An 18,747-nucleotide genomic window follows, 5' to 3' on the forward strand; every position below is an offset into this window, starting at 1 on the left:
TGCAAGCAACATAAGAGTATTGAAGAGAAACGACCGGGCGAGCGACGCCACCGACATAGCTCTCCTGGTGAGCACCTCCTCGAAGGAGGAGATCAACCTCTGGGACAAGGACAAGATAGTGAACTCGCTGGTCCTGGAGACCGACGCCACCCCGGAGCTGGCCCGGGAGATCGCGGACCGCGTGGAGGAGCGCATAATCCAGGGCCACATCAACACCGTGACCACCTCCATCATCCGCGAGCTGGTGGACCTGGAGCTCCTGGAACGGGGCCTGGGGACCATGCACAAGAAGCACTCCCACATCGGACTTCCCATGTACGATGTGGAGCAGATCATCACCAGCGCCAACAAGGAGAACTCCAACACCACCCACAACCCGGAGTCCATCAACCTCACCCTGGCCGAGGCCATCCTCAAGGAGTTCGCACTGCGCAACGTCTTCAGCGAGGACATCGCCCGGGCGCACATGGTGGGGGACATCCACCTCCACGACCTGGGGTTCATCATCAGGCCCTACTCCTACCTGGGGGACACGGTGGTGCACTGGAGGGTCAAGGGCACGCAACTGGTCTTCACCACCACCATGGAGCAGCTCTATCACCTGCTGCCCGGCGAGACGTGGCCGGAGCCGACGGTGCGGGTCAAATACCCCGGCAGGCTGGAGATGCTGGACCGCGGGGGCAACTGGACGGACATCAAGCGCGTGGTGAAGAAGGACCGCCTGGGCAAGGGCATGGTCTTTCTGGCCACCTCGGACGGTAAATACTGCGTGGTCACCCACGACCACCCGGTGATCACCTCTGACGACATCAAGCCGGCTTCCCTGGTCGAGGTGGGGGAGGAGATGGAGACCCTGGACGTGGAGGAGGGCCGCACCCGGGGGTTGGAGGAGATAAACATCACCCACCTGGTCGAGGCCAATGCCACCTCCTTCAAGTTCCGCTTCAACGCGGAGGACGTCTTCGTCGCCCACCAGAGGCTGCAGGAGCTGGTCTCCGAGGCGGCGCAAGCCTCCATGGGGACGCGCGTACGGCGCGGCCGCGAGCACGGGAGGGGAGAACCAGCGCCGGCATCGCGGCGCGCCAGGGTGATCATGGCGGAGCCCGTCGAGGTGCTGGACGTATACATTTACGACGTCACCACCGACAGCGGGACCCTCATCGCCAACGGCATCTATTCACACAACTGTGGCGGACACAGCCTGGACTATATCAAGAAGTACGGCATCTCGCTGCCCAACATCACCAGCACGTCCAGGCCGGCCAAGCACCCCGAGGTGCTCATTGGCCACATGGTGAAGATGGCCTCCACCCTGCAGTCGCACTACGCGGGGGCCATCGGCTGGGAAGCGGTGAACATGTTCTTCGCCCCCTACCTGGTGGGGCTGGGCTACGAGCGCATAAAGCAGCTGGCCCAGATGCTTATCTACGAGTTCAACCAGCTCGCCGGCGCCCGGGGGAGCCAGGTGGTCTTCACCGACTTCAACCTCTACTGGAGTATCCCGCGCCACTTCCGGGACGCCCCGGCCATCGGCCCCGGGGGAGAGTACACCGGCAAGACCTACAAGGACTACGAGAAGGAGGCCCAGACCTTCCTCACCGCCCTCTTCGAGGTCTACCTGGAGGGAGACGCCATGGGCAAGACCTTCGTCTTTCCCAAGCCGCTGCTACATATCAACGACGACTTCTTCCGTACCGAGGGCCACGAAGAGTTCCTGGACCTAGCCTGCAGGGTGGCCTCGCGCCAGGGGATAACCTATTTCGTCTTCGACCGTGGCGACGAGATCACCGTCTCCCAGTGCTGCCGGTTGAAACTGAAACTCAACGAGGAAGACCTCCAGGAGGCCATGAGGCCGGAGAGGATGCGTTTCTCCGCCCTGCAGAACATCACCATAAACCTGCCGCGCATCGCCTACAAGGCGAACGGGTCGGACGAGGTGCTCTTCCACGAACTGGAGAAGGCGCTGCAACTGGTGGCCAACGCGCACATCCAGAAGAAGGCGTTCATCGGCACTCTCCTCGAGCAGGGTGTGGGCGGGCCCCTCTCCGTCCTCTGTGACGCCAAGGACGGTGAGCCCTACCTGCGGCTGGAGCGCCTGACCTATCTCGCGGGCCTGCTCGGCCTCAACGAGATGGTGCAGTACCACACGGGCATGGAGCTGCACCAGTCCCAGGAAGCGCTGAAGTTTGGCCTCAAGGTGGTCGCCCACATGAACCTGACCTGTAAGCGCCTCTCCCAGGAGTACGGCATCAACCTGGTGCTCGAGGAGTCGCCGGCGGAGTCCAGCGGCTACCGCCTGGCCAAGCTGGACACCAAGTACTATCCCACCCAGGCTCTGCGGGTGCTCAAGGGCGGGCTGGACAAGGACGAGTTCTACTACACCAACAGCGTACACCTCAACGTGGAAGCGGACCTCGACTACATCGAGCGGGTGCACAAGCAGAGCCTATTCCACCCGCTCATCGACGCGGGGGCCATCTGCCATATATGGCTGGGGGAGAGCGAGCCGGACCCGGCGTCGATAAAGAACTTCGTCATCAAGACCTTCCACAATACGCAGTCGTCGCAGATCGCCTTCTCCCCGGAGTTCACGGTGTGCAACGACTGCAGGCGCACCCACCGCGGCCTGCACGAGGAGTGTCCGCGGTGCGGCTCGGACAACACCTACGGCATCACCCGCATCGTGGGCTACTTCTCCAAGGTGACCACCTGGAACAAGGGGAAGGTGGGGGAGCTGAAAGACCGCGTAAGGACGGACCTGAAAGGGGGTTGGGAGCATGCAGCATCTCAAGGTCTTCGTTAAGCAGGACTGCCAGAAGTGTCCGGCGGCCAAGGAGGTAGCGAGCAGCTTCCCGGAGACGGAGATATACGACATCGAGCAGCCGGACGGCCTGGCGGAAGCCGCCTACTACAGCGTACTGTGCACCCCGTCCATAGTGGTCGTCGATGAGAGCGGGAGCGAGGTGTTCGCCTGGCGCTGCTCCGTGCCGAGCCCCAGGGACGTATCCGAGTACCTCGTCTGAACATGGCTTGTTTCGAGAACATGAGGGGCCTGCTGCCCTCGAGCATGCTGGACTGGCCGGGGAAGATCTGCGCCGTACTCTTCCTGGGCGGCTGCAACTTTTGCTGCCCTTACTGCCACAACCCCGAGTTGCTGGCGGAGGGCGGCCCGGCGGAGACGATCGCCTGGGATGACCTCGCCTTTTTCCTGCGCGAGCGCTCCGGTTGGCTGGACGGGGTCTCCATCACCGGGGGAGAGCCGACCATCCACGACGACTTGCCGCTGCTGTGCGGGCGGCTCAAGGCCATGGGCATGGCGGTGAAGATAGACAGCAACGGCTCGCGCCCGCGCCTGCTTGCGGAGATGCTCTCGGACGGCCTGGTGGACTTCGTGGCCATGGACCTCAAGGCCTCGCTCGCTAGGTACCCCCAGGTGGTGCGGCGGCCGGTTGACCCTGGGAGAATAGGAGAGTCCATCAGGGCCATAATCGCCAGCGGCGTCGAGCACGAGTTCCGCTGCACGGTGGTGCCGGGACTGGTGGGGCTGGAGGACCTCGAATCGCTGGCCCGGCGGCTGGAGGGCGCGGCGTCCCTGGTGCTGCAGCAGTTCCGCTCCGAACGCACCCTGGAACCGGGTTATGCCGGCAGGAAGGGCTACGCGGACGAGGTGTTGCTGGATTGGTCGGAAAAGCTGTCACGCACCGTGCCCACACGGGTGAGGGGCCTGGTGGGGGCGGCGCGCTGAAGGGCCGGAGGTTCCAGCCCGAGGGCTGATCCCCGAGGAGATAAGATGGGCGCAGTATCGCAAGATCGCAGCGGAGAGCGTGCGACCTCAGCCGCTCAGGCGGGAAAGTCTTTATGCGTGAGCGAGACCATATACCCCGCCGCGTCACGCCACAGCATGCGACTGGTGTATAAAGGATGCGATGCCGGGGGAGCGCCTCAGCCGGCGCCGCTGGCCAGGCTGGCGGGGGGCGAGTCCATCGACCTGAGCGGCTCCGGCCCGGCCCGGCCAGGTGTTGTGGCGGCTGCACCACAGAAGATGCGCGACCGCGGTGCCGGCCAGCGATGGCCGTAGCAGGCCACGGCAAAAGCAGGGAAGGAACGGAACATGGCAGAGGACGGACCACGGGCGCAGGACCCCTTCGCGGAACCGAGCCGGGCGCTGAAGGCGGGGAGCGCGGAGGAGATATCCGAGAGGACCGGCATCCCCTGCGAGGGCGGCGAGTTCAGGTTGGGCATCATGCGCTGGGAGATGCGCATCCGCTACCCGGAACTGTCCTTTGAGGTGCCCCCGTTCCTCGATACATACGTGGTCAAACTCCTGGCCGTTCTGTACATGGCCAACGCGACGGCGGTCCCCCTGGCCAACCAGTGGGTGCCGTACCGCGAGCTGAAGGACGGACTCTTCTACACCAAGAGCTTCTCGGACACCGTGGAGGAGAGGGTATGCCGCAGGTTCGGTGCCGACCTGGAGGGGATGCGGGCCGCCTGCCTTGAACTGGGCGGGCGGGAGGTGGACCAGGGCGACCTGGGCATGGTGATCGGCACCTTCCCGCGCCTGCCGCTCCTCTTCATCATCTGGAGGGGAGACGAGGAGTTCGCGCCCAATGCGCGAATCCTCTTCGATGTCTCGGCTACTTCTTACCTCAACGCTTTCGAATTGCGCATGCTCTGCGGCGAGGTCGTGAACCGCCTTATCCGCATCGCCGACGGGAAGCTGGAGGTACCCCCGCCGCGATGAGCGGTGGGGGGCCACGATGGATGTCTTCACGCCAGCGTGGACGGTGTTGAGGCGGCGCCATATAATAGTTAACAGTTAACCGATAAACAGTTAACTATAAGGAGGTGGGGACATGGTCTCCAGGGTGGCGGCCATGGTCCTGGGGCTGCTCGCGCAGGGAGAGAGGCACGGGTACGACCTAGTGCGCGAGATGGGGGAAAGGGGTATGCTGCGTTGGGCACGCGCCAGCAAGGTCGGCGTCTACAAGGCACTGGCGCGCCTGCAGGAGGAGGGGTGCCTGACCTCCTGGACCGAGAGGGAGGGGAACCTGCCGGAAAAGAGGGTCTATGCTATCACCGCGGCCGGCCAGGAGAGGTTGCGGGACCTCGTGTATTCCATCTGCTCGAGCCGGGAGCCCATACGCATGAGCACCGCGGTCGGAGTATTCTTCCTTGACTGCCTGGACAAAAAGGAGGCGGCGGATGCCTTACGGCAGCGCCGCGAGTTTCTTGCCGCCCAGGCCAGGCAACTGGCGAGGGAGAGGGAGCTGCTGGACGGGATAGCGGACGAGACGTTTCTGGACATACTGGCCAGGGAACAATCCGCATATGGAGAAGAGTCGCGCTGGATCGGCGGTATTGTTGCTAGAATAGAGGGCGAAGGTGAACGCAGGCGTGGATCGGGGCTGGATCGCAAGGGAAGGTCATCGGGCAAGAAGGGATAGTCCCTCCGGGAAAGCCGTGCTGAGATGAACGACGACAAGCGGAAAAAGATACTGCAGGAAGCGGAGGAACTCGCCTTCGAAGTCGGCTACCGGCGTTTCAATATGGACGACCTCTCGCGCCGGCTGCGCATGAGCAAGAAGACGGTGTACGAGTCGTTCGGCTCCAAGGACGAGCTCTTCGCGCTGGCGCTCAACCGCAGGGCCGCCAAGATACTGCGGCGCGCGGAGGAGATACTGGAACTCGACGAAGACGCCATGACCAAGCTCTACCTCATGAGCAAGCATGTCATCGACGAGGTCTCCCACATCAAGCCATCCCTGGTGAGTGAAGTGGAGACGTATTTCCCGGACGTATTCGACATCTATGGCGATTTTTACCAGAAGATCGTCAACACGCTCATCCGCATCATAGAACAGGGGGAGAGGAGCGGAGAATTCCGCTCCGACGTCAACCCGGTGGTGCTAGCCTACATGGTGCAGGGGATCGTGGAGATCTCGCGAAACCCCTACCTCCTGATAGAAAGCGGGCTCAGCCTGGAGGACGTCTATGCCGCATTCATGAAGATCCTCATGGAGGGGATCGTCACGCCCTCGTCAAGGGGAGACGGGCGGGAGGAGCCGGGGCAAAGGATGCGGGTCGGGGGGCGGAGCGGCGAGCCGCTGGACGCTTCTTGACAGGTAAAATGCATGGTGCTTGAATGTATTAAACGCGTAAACGCAATTGAGTTTTTCAGTTTCCCAGGGGTAGCGACGTTTTCGGCAGCAGGACTTCACCGTTTATGCCCCAGACGGCGGTGAGCGGGCATGAAGACGGCGACCGGAGAGAAAAACCGCAGGCGGGCAGCAGGGAATGACAGATACGCTCATGAGACGCAGGATGGGGGTGTGGGATGGTCGATGAGGTCGCCGCGCAAACCAGAAAACGGATAGAGGGTGACTCGTACGCGAATACCCTGGGGGCCGAGCTACTGGAGCTGAGGCAGGGGTGGGCCAGGGTCAGGTTGAGACTTGGACCGGGGCACCTTAACTTCATGGGCATGATCCACGGCGGGGTTATCTTCTCCCTGGCCGACGTGGCCTTCGGGGCGGCTGCGAATTCGTTCGGCACGAGGGCCATGGCCCTGTCGGTGGGGATCGACTTCCTCGCGGCGCCGCCCCAACAGGGCGAACTGTATGCGGAGGTCGAACTGATCAAGAGGGCGGGAAAAATGGGCTTTTACCGCATGGTGGTGAGCAGCGCGGATGGTGGAGAAGTGGCCCGCTGTCACGGTTGGGCATATCATACCGGCAAACCGCTGGAAGAAGAGGTGTAGGGACTGTCGGGAGCGGCGATCGTAAAGGGGGAAATGGATGTCTCTGGAAGGAAAGGTTGCGCTGGTCACCGGGGGATCGGGGGGCCTGGGAAGGGTACACGGCTTGGTGCTGGCCGAGCACGGGGCGGATGTGGCGCTCGCCTACAACAGCAACGAGGCCAAAGCGTTGGCGGTGGTGGAGGAGATCGGGGCGAAGGGACGACGCTCCATGGCGGTCGGGATAGACCTGGCCGACGAAAACAGCGTCAAGCAAGGGGTGGCGAAGGTAGTCGGGGAGCTGGGGCCTGTGGATATACTGGTCAACAACGCCGCCACGGGAATAGTCAGGGCGATTACCATCACCGACATGAGCAAGGAGGACTGGGACGCGGACGTCGGTATCAACCTCACGGGGCCTTTCCTGCTCATCAAGGCGGTTTTCGCCGGCATGGCCGAGAAGGGCTGGGGGAGGATCATCAACGTATCCTCCGTGACAGGCACCATGGGCGGCTTCGGCCAGTGCAGCTACGCCGCGACCAAGGCGGGTCTTTTGGGGTTGACCAAAACGGTGGCGCTGGAGGGCGCGCGGAAGAACATCACCTGCAACGCCGTGGTGCTCGGGGTGTTCGACGCCGGCAGTTTCTATGACGTGGCCGAACCCTTCCGGGAGCGCATCATCAAGCGTGTGGCCATGCGCCGCTCCGGTGATCCGAGGGAACTCTCCGAGGTCATAGCCTTTCTCGCCTCCGATGAAGCCAGCTTCGTCACCGGTGAGGCAATCGAGGTCAGCGGCGGTATAAGCCTGTTCACGTTCTAGAAGTTGCGCGGAACGGCCGCCGCGGCAGAGGATGGGACGAAGCTGCCCCATGCGGCGGACGTTATAAGCGAAAGGAAAGACATGGGTTTCTATCTGACACCGCAACAGGAGGCGCTGCGCAAGGAGATCAGGCGGCTGGCGGAGGAGAAAATCGCCCCGCGTGCTGCCGAGATCGACCGTTCCGGCGAATACCCCTGGGACATCCAGCAACTGCTGGCCTCCCAGGGCCTGCTGGGTTACGCCATACCGGAGGAATACGGCGGCGCGGGCGCCGATCTGCTGTCCTGCTGTATTGTGGGCGAGGAGCTGGCGAGGGTATGCGGCACCAGCTCTCTCATCTTCGTCGTGCAGAAGCTGGCCGTGTACCCCATCGTCACCGCCGGCTCGGACGAGACCAAGCGCAAGTACCTTCCCGCCACCGCCACGGGGGACAAGCTGGCGGCCTTCTGCCTGACCGAACGGGACTCCGGTTCCGACGCCGGGGCGACGAAGACCATCGCCAGGCGTGACGGTGACGATTACCTGATCAACGGGGAGAAATGCTTCATCACCAACGGGGGCCTGGCGAAGGTGCATTCCGTGTTCTGCATGACCGATCCCGAGAAAGGCTACCGTGGCATTAGCGCTTTCTGTGTGGAAGCGGGAGAGGGCCTGAGCATGGGGAAGGTCGAGGACAAGATGGGGCTGCGGGGAGCGCAGGTCACGGAGCTGCGTTTCGACGATTGCCGGGTGCCGGCGGAAAACATGCTGGGCGGGGAGGGTACCGGCTTCGTTACGGCCATGAAAACGCTGGACAACTCGCGCCCCCTGGTTGGAGCGCAGGCACTTGGCCTGGCCCAGGGGGCCCTGGAGAGCGCTGTCAGCTGGGCGCGCGAGCGTAAGTCGTTCGGAAAGCCCATAGGCCTGCTGCAGGGGGTCGGGTTCATGCTGGCGGACATGGCGACCGAGGTGGAATCCTCTCGCATGCTGGTCTACAGGTCGGCGGCCATGGCGGACAATAAGGACCCAGACCTCTCTCTCTACTCGGCCATGGCCAAGATGAAGGCGTCCGACACCGCCATGCGCGTGACCACCGATGCCGTGCAGGTCATGGGGGGTTATGGCTACATGAAGGACTACCCCGTGGAGCGCATGATGCGCGATGCCAAGATAACCCAGATATACGAGGGGACTAACCAGATACAGCGCCTGGTCATATCCAGGTCGCTTCTCAAGGGTTGAGCGGGAGAGCCCGGGGAGCGATCGAAGGCCGCATGGCAGAAGCCGGGGCGGTACGAGATAAAAGGGGTTGGTGAGGATGGAGGAGAACGATAAGATCCGGCAGGCGGAAGAGGAATGGAAGAAGGACAAAGAGCGGTGGGCCGAGCGCAGGGACGAATTCGTGAGCGACGCCGGTATCGAGGTGAAAGACCTGTATACGCCCCTGGACACGGAGGGGATAGACTACCTCGAGGACATCGGGTTTCCCGGCCAGCCACCATTCGTCCGGGGCGTGTACCCGACCATGTACCGGGGCAGGCTCTGGACCATTCGCATGTTCTCCGGCCACGGCACGCCGGAGGAGACCAATCAGCGCTGGAAGATGCTCTATGAGGAAGGGGAGACCGGGTTCTCAGCCGCCGTCGATTCGCTGACCTTCTCGGGCGTGGACCCGGACCAGGAGGTTGAAGGAGCCGCGCACGAGGTAGGGAAGGAAGGAGTGCCGCTCTTTTCCATACGGGGGATGAAGGCCCTTGCCGAAGACCTGCCGCTGGACAAGATGAGCGTAGCCCTGGTGGTGGAGCCCATGACCTCGGCGGCCATCACTTCCATGTACTTCAACGTCCTCAAAGAACGGGGCCTGCGCAAGGAGCAGTTTTCGGGCACCACCCAGAACGATATCCTCACCATGACCATCGGCTACATCCCCTGGGGCTCTTTGAGGCCCGCCGACCTGCTCAAGCTGGCATGCGATCTCATCGAGTACTGCACCGCCATGGGCGAGGCGCCGCGCTGGAACCCCATCAACTTCACCACCTACAACTACCGCGAGGGGGGCATAGATGCGGTGCAGGAGATAGCCATGGGGCTGGCCAACGCCGTGGCGCACATCGATGAGCTGCTGCGGCGGGGTTGGAAGATCGACGATTTCGTACACCGCCTGGCATTCCACCTCTCGGCTCACCGCGATTTCTTCGAGGAGATTGCGAAGTACCGTGCCGCGCGCAAGCTCTGGTACCGCTTGATGAAGGAGCGTTATCAGCCTGAAAACCCCGACGCCTACCGCTTCCGCTTCCACGTGCAGACCGCCGGAAGCTCCCTCACCGCCCAGCAGCCGATGGTCAATATAATCCGTACCGCCTACCAGGCCCTGGAGGCGGTCCTCGGCGGCACGCAGTCCCTGCACACCAACTCGTACGACGAGGCCATCTGCCTGCCGTCGGAGGAGTCGGTACGCCTGGCCGTGCGCACCCAGGAACTGATCCAGGAGGAGACCGGGGTGGCCTCGGTCGTCGATCCCTTGGCGGGGTCCTACTACGTGGAATCCCTCACCAGGGAACTGGAGGAGCGCATCTGGGAATACTTCATGCGCATCGAGGAGATGGGCGGCGTGGTCGAGGCCCTGAACACGGGCTGGCTGTTCAATGAGATGAGCAAGGCTTTCAACAAGCGCCGGCGCGACCAGGAGAGCGGCAGGGAGAGCATCATCGGGGTGAACTGTTACGTCATGGAGGGGGAGGACCCAACGCCGCCTTTCCGCACCAACCCCCGCGCCGCCGAGATAGAGAAGAAGAGGCTGGCGGACCTGCGCGCTGAGCGGGACAATGCGAAGGTCTCGGTCCTCCTCGACCAGCTTCGATCAGTCTGCGAGAAGCGGGAGAACGTGCTGCCGGTGGTCAGGGAACTCACCGCTGCCGGCGCGTCCCTGGGGGAGATAACCGGCGTGTACCGCGAGATATGGGGCATCTGGCAGTTGCCTTTCGTGGCTTGAATAGGGGGTGGATACGTGGATAGGAAGATCAGGGTACTGCTGTTCAAGCCGGGCCTGGACGGGCACTGGCGCGGAATTATGACCGTTTCCAAGGCGCTTTCCGAGGCCGGCATGGAGACCATCTTCTTCGGCTTCAAGAACGTCAAGGGAGTAGTGGAGGCGGCCATACAGGAGGACGTGGACGTCATAGGGTTTTCCGTGCATTCCGGGGCACACCTGGAATGGAGCCGCGAGATCGTCACCGAACTCGAGCAACAGGGCGCGCGCGATGATTTCCTGTTGCTCATCGGGGGGGTCTTCCCCGAGCAGGACCATGCCGAGCTACGGGAGATCGGTATAGACGGGGTCTTCGGACCCGCCACGGCCACCCAGGACATCGTCGATTTCATAATGGAAAGGCTCAGGCAGAGGGAGGCCGTATGACCCGGGCCGCCGCCAGACGGGCGCTGCCACCATACGGGCGGGGCCAGACGGCAGATGCAAGTCTGGTCACCAGGTTTAAGGAGGTCGGCTGATGACAGGTAAGAGAAAGTTGGGCAGGGGAGTCGCGATCGTCGGAGCGGGCATGTCGAACTTCGGCATGTTCCCAGACAAGGACTCCAAGGACGTCTTCGCCGAGGCCTTCAGCGAGATGATCGCCGGCGTGGACAAGGGCTTCGACCCCGCTGACATTCAGGCCGCCTGGATCGGCAACTTCAGTAACGATTTCTTCGTGCACCAGGCGCACTGGGGGCCGATAATCGCCGACCTGACGGGCATCGCTCCCAAGGCTGTGACCAGGACCGAGGGTGCCTGCGCCTCCAGCACCCTGGCGATGCGGGACGGCCTCATGGCCATCGCCTCCGGCATGTACGATATAGTCCTGGCGGGAGGGGTGGAGGAGATGTCCAAGTGTACGACGGAGGAGGTCACCGAGGGCCTGGCCCTGGCCACCTCCCCCTATGAGGGCGATGCGGGTTATACCTTCCCGGGGGTCTTCGGGGCCCTGGCCACGGCATATTTCAACAAGTACGGGGCCGGGCGCGAGCACCTCATGAACATCACCATCAAGAGCCATGAGAACGCCCCCCTCAATCCCAAGGGCCAGTTCAAGCAGACCATCAAGGACCTCATGGAGGCCAGAAAGGCGAAGGCGGAGAAGAAGGGGCTGCCCGTCCCCGGCTGGGCCGACGAGAAGGAGGCCTTGTGGGACCCGGCCTTCAATCCGCCGGTAGCCTGGCCCATGCACCTCTACGACTGCTGCCCCATCAGCGACGGGGCAAGCTGCGTGCTCATGGTCGCCGAGGAGCTGGCCAAAGACTTCACGGACGATCCCATCTACGTGGTGGGGTTCGGCCAGGGCAGCGGCAGGGGCCTGCATGCCTGCCCCAGCCTGACCTCGTTCGAGGCCAACAAGAACGCCGCCAAGGAGGCCTACGGCATGTCCGGGCTGAAGCCACGGGACATCCAGTTCGCGGAGGTGCACGACTGTTTCAGCATCGCCGAGCTGATCCACATCGAGGACCTGGGTTTCTTCGAGGCGGGGGAGGGGTACAAGGCCATCGCCGAGGGCGAGACGAGAAGGGACGGGCGCATGCCCATCAACACCTCGGGGGGGCTTAAGTGCAAAGGGCACCCCGTGGGGGCCACGGGCACGGCCCAGATGTTCGAGATATGGAAGCAACTGCGGGGAGAGGCGGGGGAGAGGCAGATCCCGGGAAGGGATCTCTATATCGGTGCCACCCAGAACCTGGGCGGCACCGGCGGCACCTGCACCTTCACCATCTTCGAGAGGAGGTAGGGCGATGGAAGAGCGTCCTTTCAGCGATATCTCTTACCGGCAGTTCCTGAGCGAGGGCAAGTTCATGGGATCCAGGTGCAGGAAGTGCGGCGAGCTCTACGTGCCGCCGCGCCATTTCTGCATCGCCTGCCGCAGTGACGACATGGAGTGGCACGAGATGGTCGGGGAAGGCGAGCTGGCCGCCTTCACCTGCATATTCGTGGCGCCGCCCCACATGGTCGAACTGGGTTATGACCGCAGGAACCCCTATTGCACCGGGGTCGTCACCCTGAAGGAAGGCCCGAGGATCGTAGCCCGCATCGAGGGGGTCGACGCGGCCAGGCCGGAGTCCATCGCCATAGGCACCCCAATGAAGTCGGACTTCATCCGCCTGGGCGAGGGGGAAGGGGCCAAGACCCTGCTGGCCTTCAGGCCCAGCTGAGACCGGCATAGAAAACGGTGCTGGACGTAGGCCGCAGCCCGGCCCGCGAGTGAGATATGGCTGCCGGGGGCTTTCAGGCCGGTCTCGTAGGCAGGGAGAAGGTGCCGGCTCGGCCGCGCGTCAGGAGGCCTCCCGGGAAGCTTTGAGGCTCAAGATCAAGGTGCCGCCGTCGCGCCGGTAGGCCAGATCCGAGCTGCCCCCGCTCAGGAGATCGAAGATGCCCTGCAGCATGCCGGCCACCAGCAGGGGAGGGAGGGCGTTCTCCACCACCACCCGGAGGCTGCCGCGCTCCAGTTCGAACTCGACCACGTTGCCCATGCCGCGGAGTGCGACCTGGCGGGTCAGGTAACTCGGGTCCCGGCGGACCTCTTCCTGGCCAAGGACCTCCACGACGTATCGTCGCTGCGCCTCGACGATGGTCCTGGGCAACTCCTCGCCCAGTTCCGCTTCCAGTTCGCGGAATACGGATTCCACGCCCTCTGCTCCCAGGATGGCCATGCGCCTTCCCGTCGCCTTGTCGGTGATGGACCCGTCATCGACGTCCCAGCGATAGTCCTTGAAGTCGAGGGGCAGGCCGCATTCCGGGCAGCGCTGGTAGGAGATGGCGCCGGGCTTGCGCGGCAGGACGACGCGCTCCAGGCGCTGCGCCATCTCTTCAACCTCGGCGCCGGGGACGACCCGTATCGCCAGGCCGTCATCGCGCTCCTCGTAAGTGACCTCGGCCGGCAGGCCCTCCACCACGTTGAAGACCCCCGCTATGTCCCCGCTGAAGAAGATGCGGCTGTAGGTATTGCGCGCATGGATCTCGAGGAACTCTCCCGGTTTGAAGTCGAGCAACTCGTAGTGGCCGTAACCCAGGAGGGCGCCGCGCTTGGCGATGGTCTCGTAGACCTTGCGGCGCAGCAGGGCCTTGATGATCACCAGCTTCATCCCCGAGAACATGCCGCTGGCGTAGTTGAAGGTCGATTTGCGTTTGCCCTCGATGGCGATACGGTCGATGGGTATGCCCACCAGTTCGGAGATGTTGGCGAGCAGGAGGTTGATGCCCTCGGTCTCGTAGAATATGACCCGGTGGTCCGGGTTCTTCTTCTGGGATATGGAACCGTCGGAGTTCCAGTCGTGTTCGCGGGAGAACTCCCTGGGTACCCCGCAGCTCCCGCAAACCTTTACCTTGGCCATGTTCTCCTCCCGGCAGACGATGTCGCCCATCAATGAGGCGCCCCGGCCCTGATAGGAACCAGTATAAGCGTTACTCTCCGGTATTGAAATAAAAGGGGTTACATATATACATGTCTGTATATATCGTACGTTTTGATGCTTTGAGCGTCGTCTCAGGGACTAATGGGCCGTCCCGTCCCACGCAAAGCAAAAAGGGCTGCCGCTCCGCGATGTCTTCAGCCGTGGCGGGAGCGGAAGGCGGTGCCGGTCCGGGTGGCGGAGCGGCGGTCTGCAACGAAAGGGCCGGTGACGGTCAGGAGAGCCGAGATGGAGGCGATGCGTGAAAGCCCCGCCGGGAGGCAACACGGCTATTATGTCCGTGGACATACGTGAAAAAGGGGTGGCGCGCCAGGAGAGAGCGGTCGAGAAGCCGACGGTCAGTTCCTAACGGCCCCCGGGAGGTTAGCTGCTGAAGCTAGAGTGGACGCGACGCCCACCTCGATAACGCCGATAATATATCTTATGTAAAGTTTATATTCTTGAGGGAGGCCCGGCCGGGCCGGGCCTCCCTTCATTCTCGTGCCGCGCGAGCAGGCTCAGATCTTGAAGTCCTGGGCCTGGTCGCGCAGTTCCCTGCGGAGGATCTTCCCCGCTCCGCTTGCGGGAAGGGCCTCGACGATACGTATCAACCTGATCTTCTTATAGGCTGCCAGCTTGGCGTTGGCGTATTCCAGGAGTTCCTCCTCGCTGGTTTGCGCACCCGGTTTGAGCTCTACGAAGGCGACGGGGATGTCTCCGGCCCGCTCGTCGTACTTCCCCACCACGGCGGACTGCGCCACGGCGGGGTGGTCGTTGATGACGTCCTCGAGGTCGCGGGGGTAGACATTATAGCCCTTGTAGATGAGCATGTCCTTCTTGCGGTCGACGATGTAGAGATAGCCGTCCTCGTCGAAGCGGCCGATGTCTCCGGTGTACAGCCAGCCGTCCTTGAGCACCTGCGCCGTCTCCTCCGGCCTGTTCCAGTATCCCTGCATCACCTGCGGCCCCTTGATGCAGATCTCCCCTATCTCGCCCACCGGCACCTCGGTCACGCCGTCCTCGGCGTCCCTGAGTACGATCTCGGTGTCCGGGATGGGCAGCCCGACGGAGCCGAGGCGGAAACCCTCCCGGCTGGGAGGGTTGGCGCAACAGCCCATGGTGCACTCGGAGAGCCCGTAGGCCTCGCAGATGACACCGGGTATCTTCTCCTGCATGGTCTCCAGGAGGTGCTGCGGTATCGGGGCCGCCCCGGAGACGACCAGCTTGACCCCGCTCATGTCGGTCTCCTTGAACAACGGGTTCTCCACCAGGGGCACGAAGAGCTGGGGGGCGCCCCCGAAGACGGTGGCGCCATACTTGGGTATGGCCTGCAGGTATTCCGTGGGCTCGAAGCGCGGGAATACCACCAGGGTATTGCCGCCACTGAGCTGCATGGAGAGGTAGCCGATGACGCCCATGGCGTGGAACCAGGGTACGACGATGAGAGAGACCTCTACTCCCTGCCCCAGGATATGGTCCTCCTCCCGGTCGCCTTCCATGCGCTTGGTCATGAACTTGCCGTCCTGGTAGTCGATATCTCCGCCAAAGAACCAGTACGCGAACTGGCAGCAGTTCACCACCGCGTTATAATGGGTGATCATCACGCCCTTGGGCGTGCCGGTGGTGCCGCCCGTGTAGGCGATGTGGGCCAGGTCCTCCTTGGGGTTGAACTCTATCTCGGGCGGCTCGGCCGGATATTCGGCGAGCAGGGCCGCGAAATCGAGGGTCCCCTCGGGCACCGGCTGTTTCTGAAGCATCTTCACGGGCGCGGTGAGGGGCGGATAGGCATCCGCCAGGCTGACGAGGATTGTCCTCTTCACCGGGCTGTTGGGGATCACCTGCTGTGGCACCGTGAAGAGCATGTCCAGGCCGATGAAGGTCTCCACCCCCGCGTCGTTGAGCTCGAAGTCGATCTCCCGGTCCGCCAGCAGGGGGCTCATGGGGACGAAGATGGCACCGGCCTTGAGCAGCCCGTAGTAGGCGATGGCGAAATGGGGAGAGTTGGGCAGGTGGACGCCCACCCGGTCCCCCTTCTTCACCCCCAAGGCCGCCAGGGCGGTGGCGAAGCGGTCGGACAGGGTGTCAAGTTCCTGGTAGGTCATCTCCATGCCACCGAAGATGATGGCGTTGCGCCAGGGCCACTGCAGCACCGCTGAGCGCAGGAGTTGCTGGATCGGCACCTCCGGGTAGCTCAGGTTCCTGAAAACACCTTTGGGCCAGTACTTGAAGTTCTTTTCCATGGTCTCCCTCCCCCATAGACTCCGTTTACCCTACCGGACAAGCCTGCTGATTACCCCGTCCCCGACCCCCGGAAGCATCCCCGCCGGTCAGCAGGCGGGAACAGTAAGAGATGTCGTCAGCGTGCTTGTGCCTGCCGTTTCTCAGCGCCTCTACCCCACCGCTCCCTCTTGCAGGTGCCACGATCAACGTGGCGGGAACGGTAAAGGTATCATAACCCAAAAGCAAAGGCCTTTCAAAACCGTATGGCCTGCCGCCTCCCTATGCGCCGTAGTGCCGGTCACCTGCCCGGCTTGCACCGGGCGCCCACACACCCGGCCCGCGCAGACTCCTGGGGGTCCCGCCCCGCTCCGCGCGGGTAAGCAATACTACCAAAAAAGGCGATCCTTCATAAAAGCGCAGGTTCTCTAATACCAAAGGTCGATGGAAAGCTGTTGTACTTTGGCCGACAATATGTATAGGACTTTTAAAGTCCAACGCCCCACCCGGAAGGCAGCTGGCCCCTCAGGTCAGCTGCTTCCAATTTGGGGAAAAGCGGGATAGTTGGGGTCGCATGGTTTTCGCAACCGGCCCTCAGGTGCTGTTGATGGTAGCCGCGGCCCCGATGAGCTCTCCGCCCTCCTTGAAGAGGGGAAAGATGTTGACCACCGCTGTCTGCATGGTGGTGTCGTCGTATACGGGTTGGGTGTAATGGGAGCTCTGCATATCGCGGTAGCATTCCCTGAATCCCCTGGCGAGGTCCTGCCCCCTGGTGCCCAGCGCATCCAGGGCCTCGAGGGCGTTGCGTCCCAACAGGTCGCCCTTCTCCGCGCCCAGGTACATCCCAGCCTCCTGGTTGATGATCATCATCGCGCCGCGATCGTCCAGCACCAGCACCCCCATGCGCGCTTCGTGGACGAAGCTCTCCAGGTAACCCTGCGTCTTCCTGGTCGTCTCCAGTGCGCGCTTGGTCAGGTTGAAGAGCTTGGCGTTGGTCAACGAGTTGCCCAGTACCTCGGATACCGCCTGCAGCAGCGTCTTCTCTTCCTCGGTGTATGCGCCCTTGCCGGTGCCCGCCACCAGCACGCCCATTAGCCTGTTGCCCGATCTGATGGGCAGGGCGTAGCGGACCATCCCCGGTGAGCGCGGACCCTCTCCCCTGTCCTCGACGGGCTCGCCAGACTGGGCGACCATGCCCACTATCCCCTCTCCGATGGCGAAGTCCGGAAGGTCGCGCAGGGGGGTTTCGGTGCCGTAGCGGGCACGCGGCACGAGGCGGGAGGTCTCCTCGTCGAGCAGGTAGATAGTGCCCAGGGACGAGGTGAGCGGCATCACCGCCTCCAGCGACCTCTCCAGCAGGCCCTGGGCGTCGAGGTTCGCGTTCGCGCTCTCCTGGATGCTGTTGAGCACCTGCAGCAGCATATTGGACCTCTCGAGACGGTCGATCATGGCCTCCAGCCGCCGGTTGTATTCTGAGCTGCGCGTGAACAGGTAGGCGGCGAATAGGACCAGTCCGGCCACGATGGCGATATCGAAGATTATCTTGAAGGTCGTGCCCCCGAAGAACTCCGAGAAGCTGTCCACGTTCTGCACCAGGACCAGGAAGATGATGACCACGACCATGAGGATCATGAGCACGAGTGAGAATACGCTCACCGGTCTGTCGGCGCTGGCTCCCTTTCTGTTCGCCATGTTCTGCCCTTCCTTTTCACGTTTCACGCTGGATTATCCGCGCCGCACGCGGCCACAGCTTCAGCGGCTTCCCGTATACCCGGCGCTGCCTCCAGGAACGACTTCATCTCGCTGTAGGCGTCGGTGATGATCCCGTCCACTCCCGCTGCGACCATCTCCCCCAGTAGCTGGGTGGAGTTGACCGTCCAGGCGATGACCCTGGCGCCCGCCGTGTGCGCCTCCTCCACCAGGTTCCGCCGGACGGTGAAGCTCGCCGGCAGCAGGGTGGTGGCGCCGCAGCGCTCGGCGTCCCTGAGCATGCGCTCCGCGGTCAGCTCGTACTGGCTGAGCAGCCCCAGTTCGGCCCCTGATGCTGTCTCCCTGAAGTCCCGGAGGAATTCCGCGTCGAAGGAGCTTACCAGTATAGGGTGGGCCAGGGCGGCGCCCGCGATGGTCGCGGCCAGGACGTCGGCGTCACACTTCTTTACCTCCAGGTTGACGGCGCAGCGGTCCGCCGCGAGGGTGAGGAAGGCCTCGAGGGTGGGCACTTCCGGCGCCTTCTCCGCCAGCTCATCCGCGTCCATGCGGGAGATCAGGTGCAGGCCTATAAAGGGGCTGTGATGGATGACGGGGACCCTGTCCGCGGTCATGCGCACATCTGTCTCGACCATCTCCACGCCGTGGTCCAGGGCCGCCTGCAGGGCCTGCAGGGTGTTTTCGGGTCCGAAACCTTTGCCTCCCCGGTGGCTGATGAGGGCGAGCTCCCTGCTCGCTCCCTCGCCGCTCCCTGTCCTTATAAGCAATTGCCTCACCTCTGTTGTAAAGTTCGGCACGGGGCGGCCCATTACTTTAAGCATCCCGGTCAGCGCCCGGCTCTCCCCTGGTGCGGCCCGGC

Annotated in this window: 18 protein-coding genes; 14 read left to right on the forward strand and 4 right to left on the reverse strand. The window is 63.2% G+C overall.

The genetic code is table 11. The features are described from left to right. Positions 1-19: 19 nt before the first annotated feature. The 14 genes from nrdD (at position 20) to AB1384_01905 (ending at position 12,728) form a co-directional block, all read left to right on the forward strand. On the forward strand, positions 20-2,803 hold the full coding sequence (nrdD, locus tag AB1384_01840) for an anaerobic ribonucleoside-triphosphate reductase (protein ID MEW6553013.1): 2,784 nt from the start codon (positions 20-22) through the stop codon (positions 2,801-2,803). Continuing rightward, positions 2,778-3,023: a hypothetical protein gene (locus AB1384_01845; protein MEW6553014.1), complete on the forward strand. Its 246-nt coding sequence runs from the start codon at positions 2,778-2,780 to the stop codon at positions 3,021-3,023. The genes nrdD and AB1384_01845 overlap by 26 nt, the downstream gene beginning before the upstream one ends. 2 nt (positions 3,024-3,025) lie before the next feature. After that, on the forward strand, positions 3,026-3,745 hold the full coding sequence (locus AB1384_01850) for an anaerobic ribonucleoside-triphosphate reductase activating protein (GenBank protein MEW6553015.1): 720 nt from the start codon (positions 3,026-3,028) through the stop codon (positions 3,743-3,745). Between the two features lie 117 nt (positions 3,746-3,862). Continuing rightward, positions 3,863-4,078: a hypothetical protein gene (locus tag AB1384_01855; protein ID MEW6553016.1), complete on the forward strand. Its 216-nt coding sequence runs from the start codon at positions 3,863-3,865 to the stop codon at positions 4,076-4,078. 33 nt (positions 4,079-4,111) lie between these two features. Beyond that, positions 4,112-4,744, forward strand: coding sequence for a DUF3786 domain-containing protein (locus AB1384_01860; protein ID MEW6553017.1), 633 nt, complete (start codon positions 4,112-4,114; stop codon positions 4,742-4,744). Positions 4,745-4,856: 112 nt separating this feature from the next. Then, positions 4,857-5,447: a PadR family transcriptional regulator gene (locus AB1384_01865; GenBank protein ID MEW6553018.1), complete on the forward strand. Its 591-nt coding sequence runs from the start codon at positions 4,857-4,859 to the stop codon at positions 5,445-5,447. 24 nt (positions 5,448-5,471) lie between these two features. After that, positions 5,472-6,122 (forward strand): TetR/AcrR family transcriptional regulator, encoded by a 651-nt coding sequence (locus AB1384_01870; protein ID MEW6553019.1) that lies wholly within the window; start codon positions 5,472-5,474, stop codon positions 6,120-6,122. A gap of 215 nt (positions 6,123-6,337) precedes the next feature. Continuing rightward, entirely contained in the window at positions 6,338-6,760 is a 423-nt protein-coding gene (locus AB1384_01875) for a PaaI family thioesterase (protein ID MEW6553020.1), read from the forward strand. A 37-nt stretch (positions 6,761-6,797) separates the two neighbouring features. Further along, positions 6,798-7,556: a 3-oxoacyl-ACP reductase family protein gene (locus tag AB1384_01880; protein ID MEW6553021.1), complete on the forward strand. Its 759-nt coding sequence runs from the start codon at positions 6,798-6,800 to the stop codon at positions 7,554-7,556. 81 nt (positions 7,557-7,637) lie between these two features. Further along, entirely contained in the window at positions 7,638-8,777 is a 1,140-nt protein-coding gene (locus AB1384_01885; protein ID MEW6553022.1) for an acyl-CoA dehydrogenase family protein, read from the forward strand. 76 nt (positions 8,778-8,853) lie between these two features. Beyond that, entirely contained in the window at positions 8,854-10,527 is a 1,674-nt protein-coding gene (locus AB1384_01890) for a methylmalonyl-CoA mutase family protein (protein ID MEW6553023.1), read from the forward strand. Between the two features lie 15 nt (positions 10,528-10,542). Next, positions 10,543-10,950: a cobalamin-dependent protein gene (locus AB1384_01895; protein MEW6553024.1), complete on the forward strand. Its 408-nt coding sequence runs from the start codon at positions 10,543-10,545 to the stop codon at positions 10,948-10,950. A gap of 91 nt (positions 10,951-11,041) precedes the next feature. Beyond that, positions 11,042-12,307 carry a hypothetical protein gene (locus AB1384_01900; GenBank protein MEW6553025.1) on the forward strand — a complete coding sequence of 422 codons (1,266 nt, stop codon included), beginning with the start codon at positions 11,042-11,044 and terminating at the stop codon, positions 12,305-12,307. Between the two features lie 4 nt (positions 12,308-12,311). Further along, positions 12,312-12,728 carry a Zn-ribbon domain-containing OB-fold protein gene (locus AB1384_01905; protein ID MEW6553026.1) on the forward strand — a complete coding sequence of 139 codons (417 nt, stop codon included), beginning with the start codon at positions 12,312-12,314 and terminating at the stop codon, positions 12,726-12,728. A 120-nt stretch (positions 12,729-12,848) separates the two neighbouring features. Here AB1384_01905 and AB1384_01910 read toward each other — a convergent pair whose 3' ends face one another. From AB1384_01910 to AB1384_01925, 4 genes are all read right to left on the reverse strand, one after another. Further along, a complete protein-coding gene (locus AB1384_01910; GenBank protein MEW6553027.1) occupies positions 12,849-13,907 on the reverse strand; it encodes a hypothetical protein in 1,059 nt (352 codons plus the stop codon). A 575-nt stretch (positions 13,908-14,482) separates the two neighbouring features. Continuing rightward, on the reverse strand, positions 14,483-16,204 hold the full coding sequence (locus tag AB1384_01915) for an AMP-binding protein (GenBank protein MEW6553028.1): 1,722 nt from the start codon (positions 16,202-16,204) through the stop codon (positions 14,483-14,485). A gap of 571 nt (positions 16,205-16,775) precedes the next feature. Beyond that, positions 16,776-17,873: a GAF domain-containing protein gene (locus AB1384_01920; protein ID MEW6553029.1), complete on the reverse strand. Its 1,098-nt coding sequence runs from the start codon at positions 17,871-17,873 to the stop codon at positions 16,776-16,778. Between the two features lie 23 nt (positions 17,874-17,896). Further along, positions 17,897-18,655 (reverse strand): glycerophosphodiester phosphodiesterase, encoded by a 759-nt coding sequence (locus tag AB1384_01925; protein ID MEW6553030.1) that lies wholly within the window; start codon positions 18,653-18,655, stop codon positions 17,897-17,899. Positions 18,656-18,747: the final 92 nt, after the last annotated feature.

This window comes from Actinomycetota bacterium (assembly GCA_040757835.1).
GTDB lineage: Bacteria > Actinomycetota > Geothermincolia > Geothermincolales > RBG-13-55-18 > SURF-21.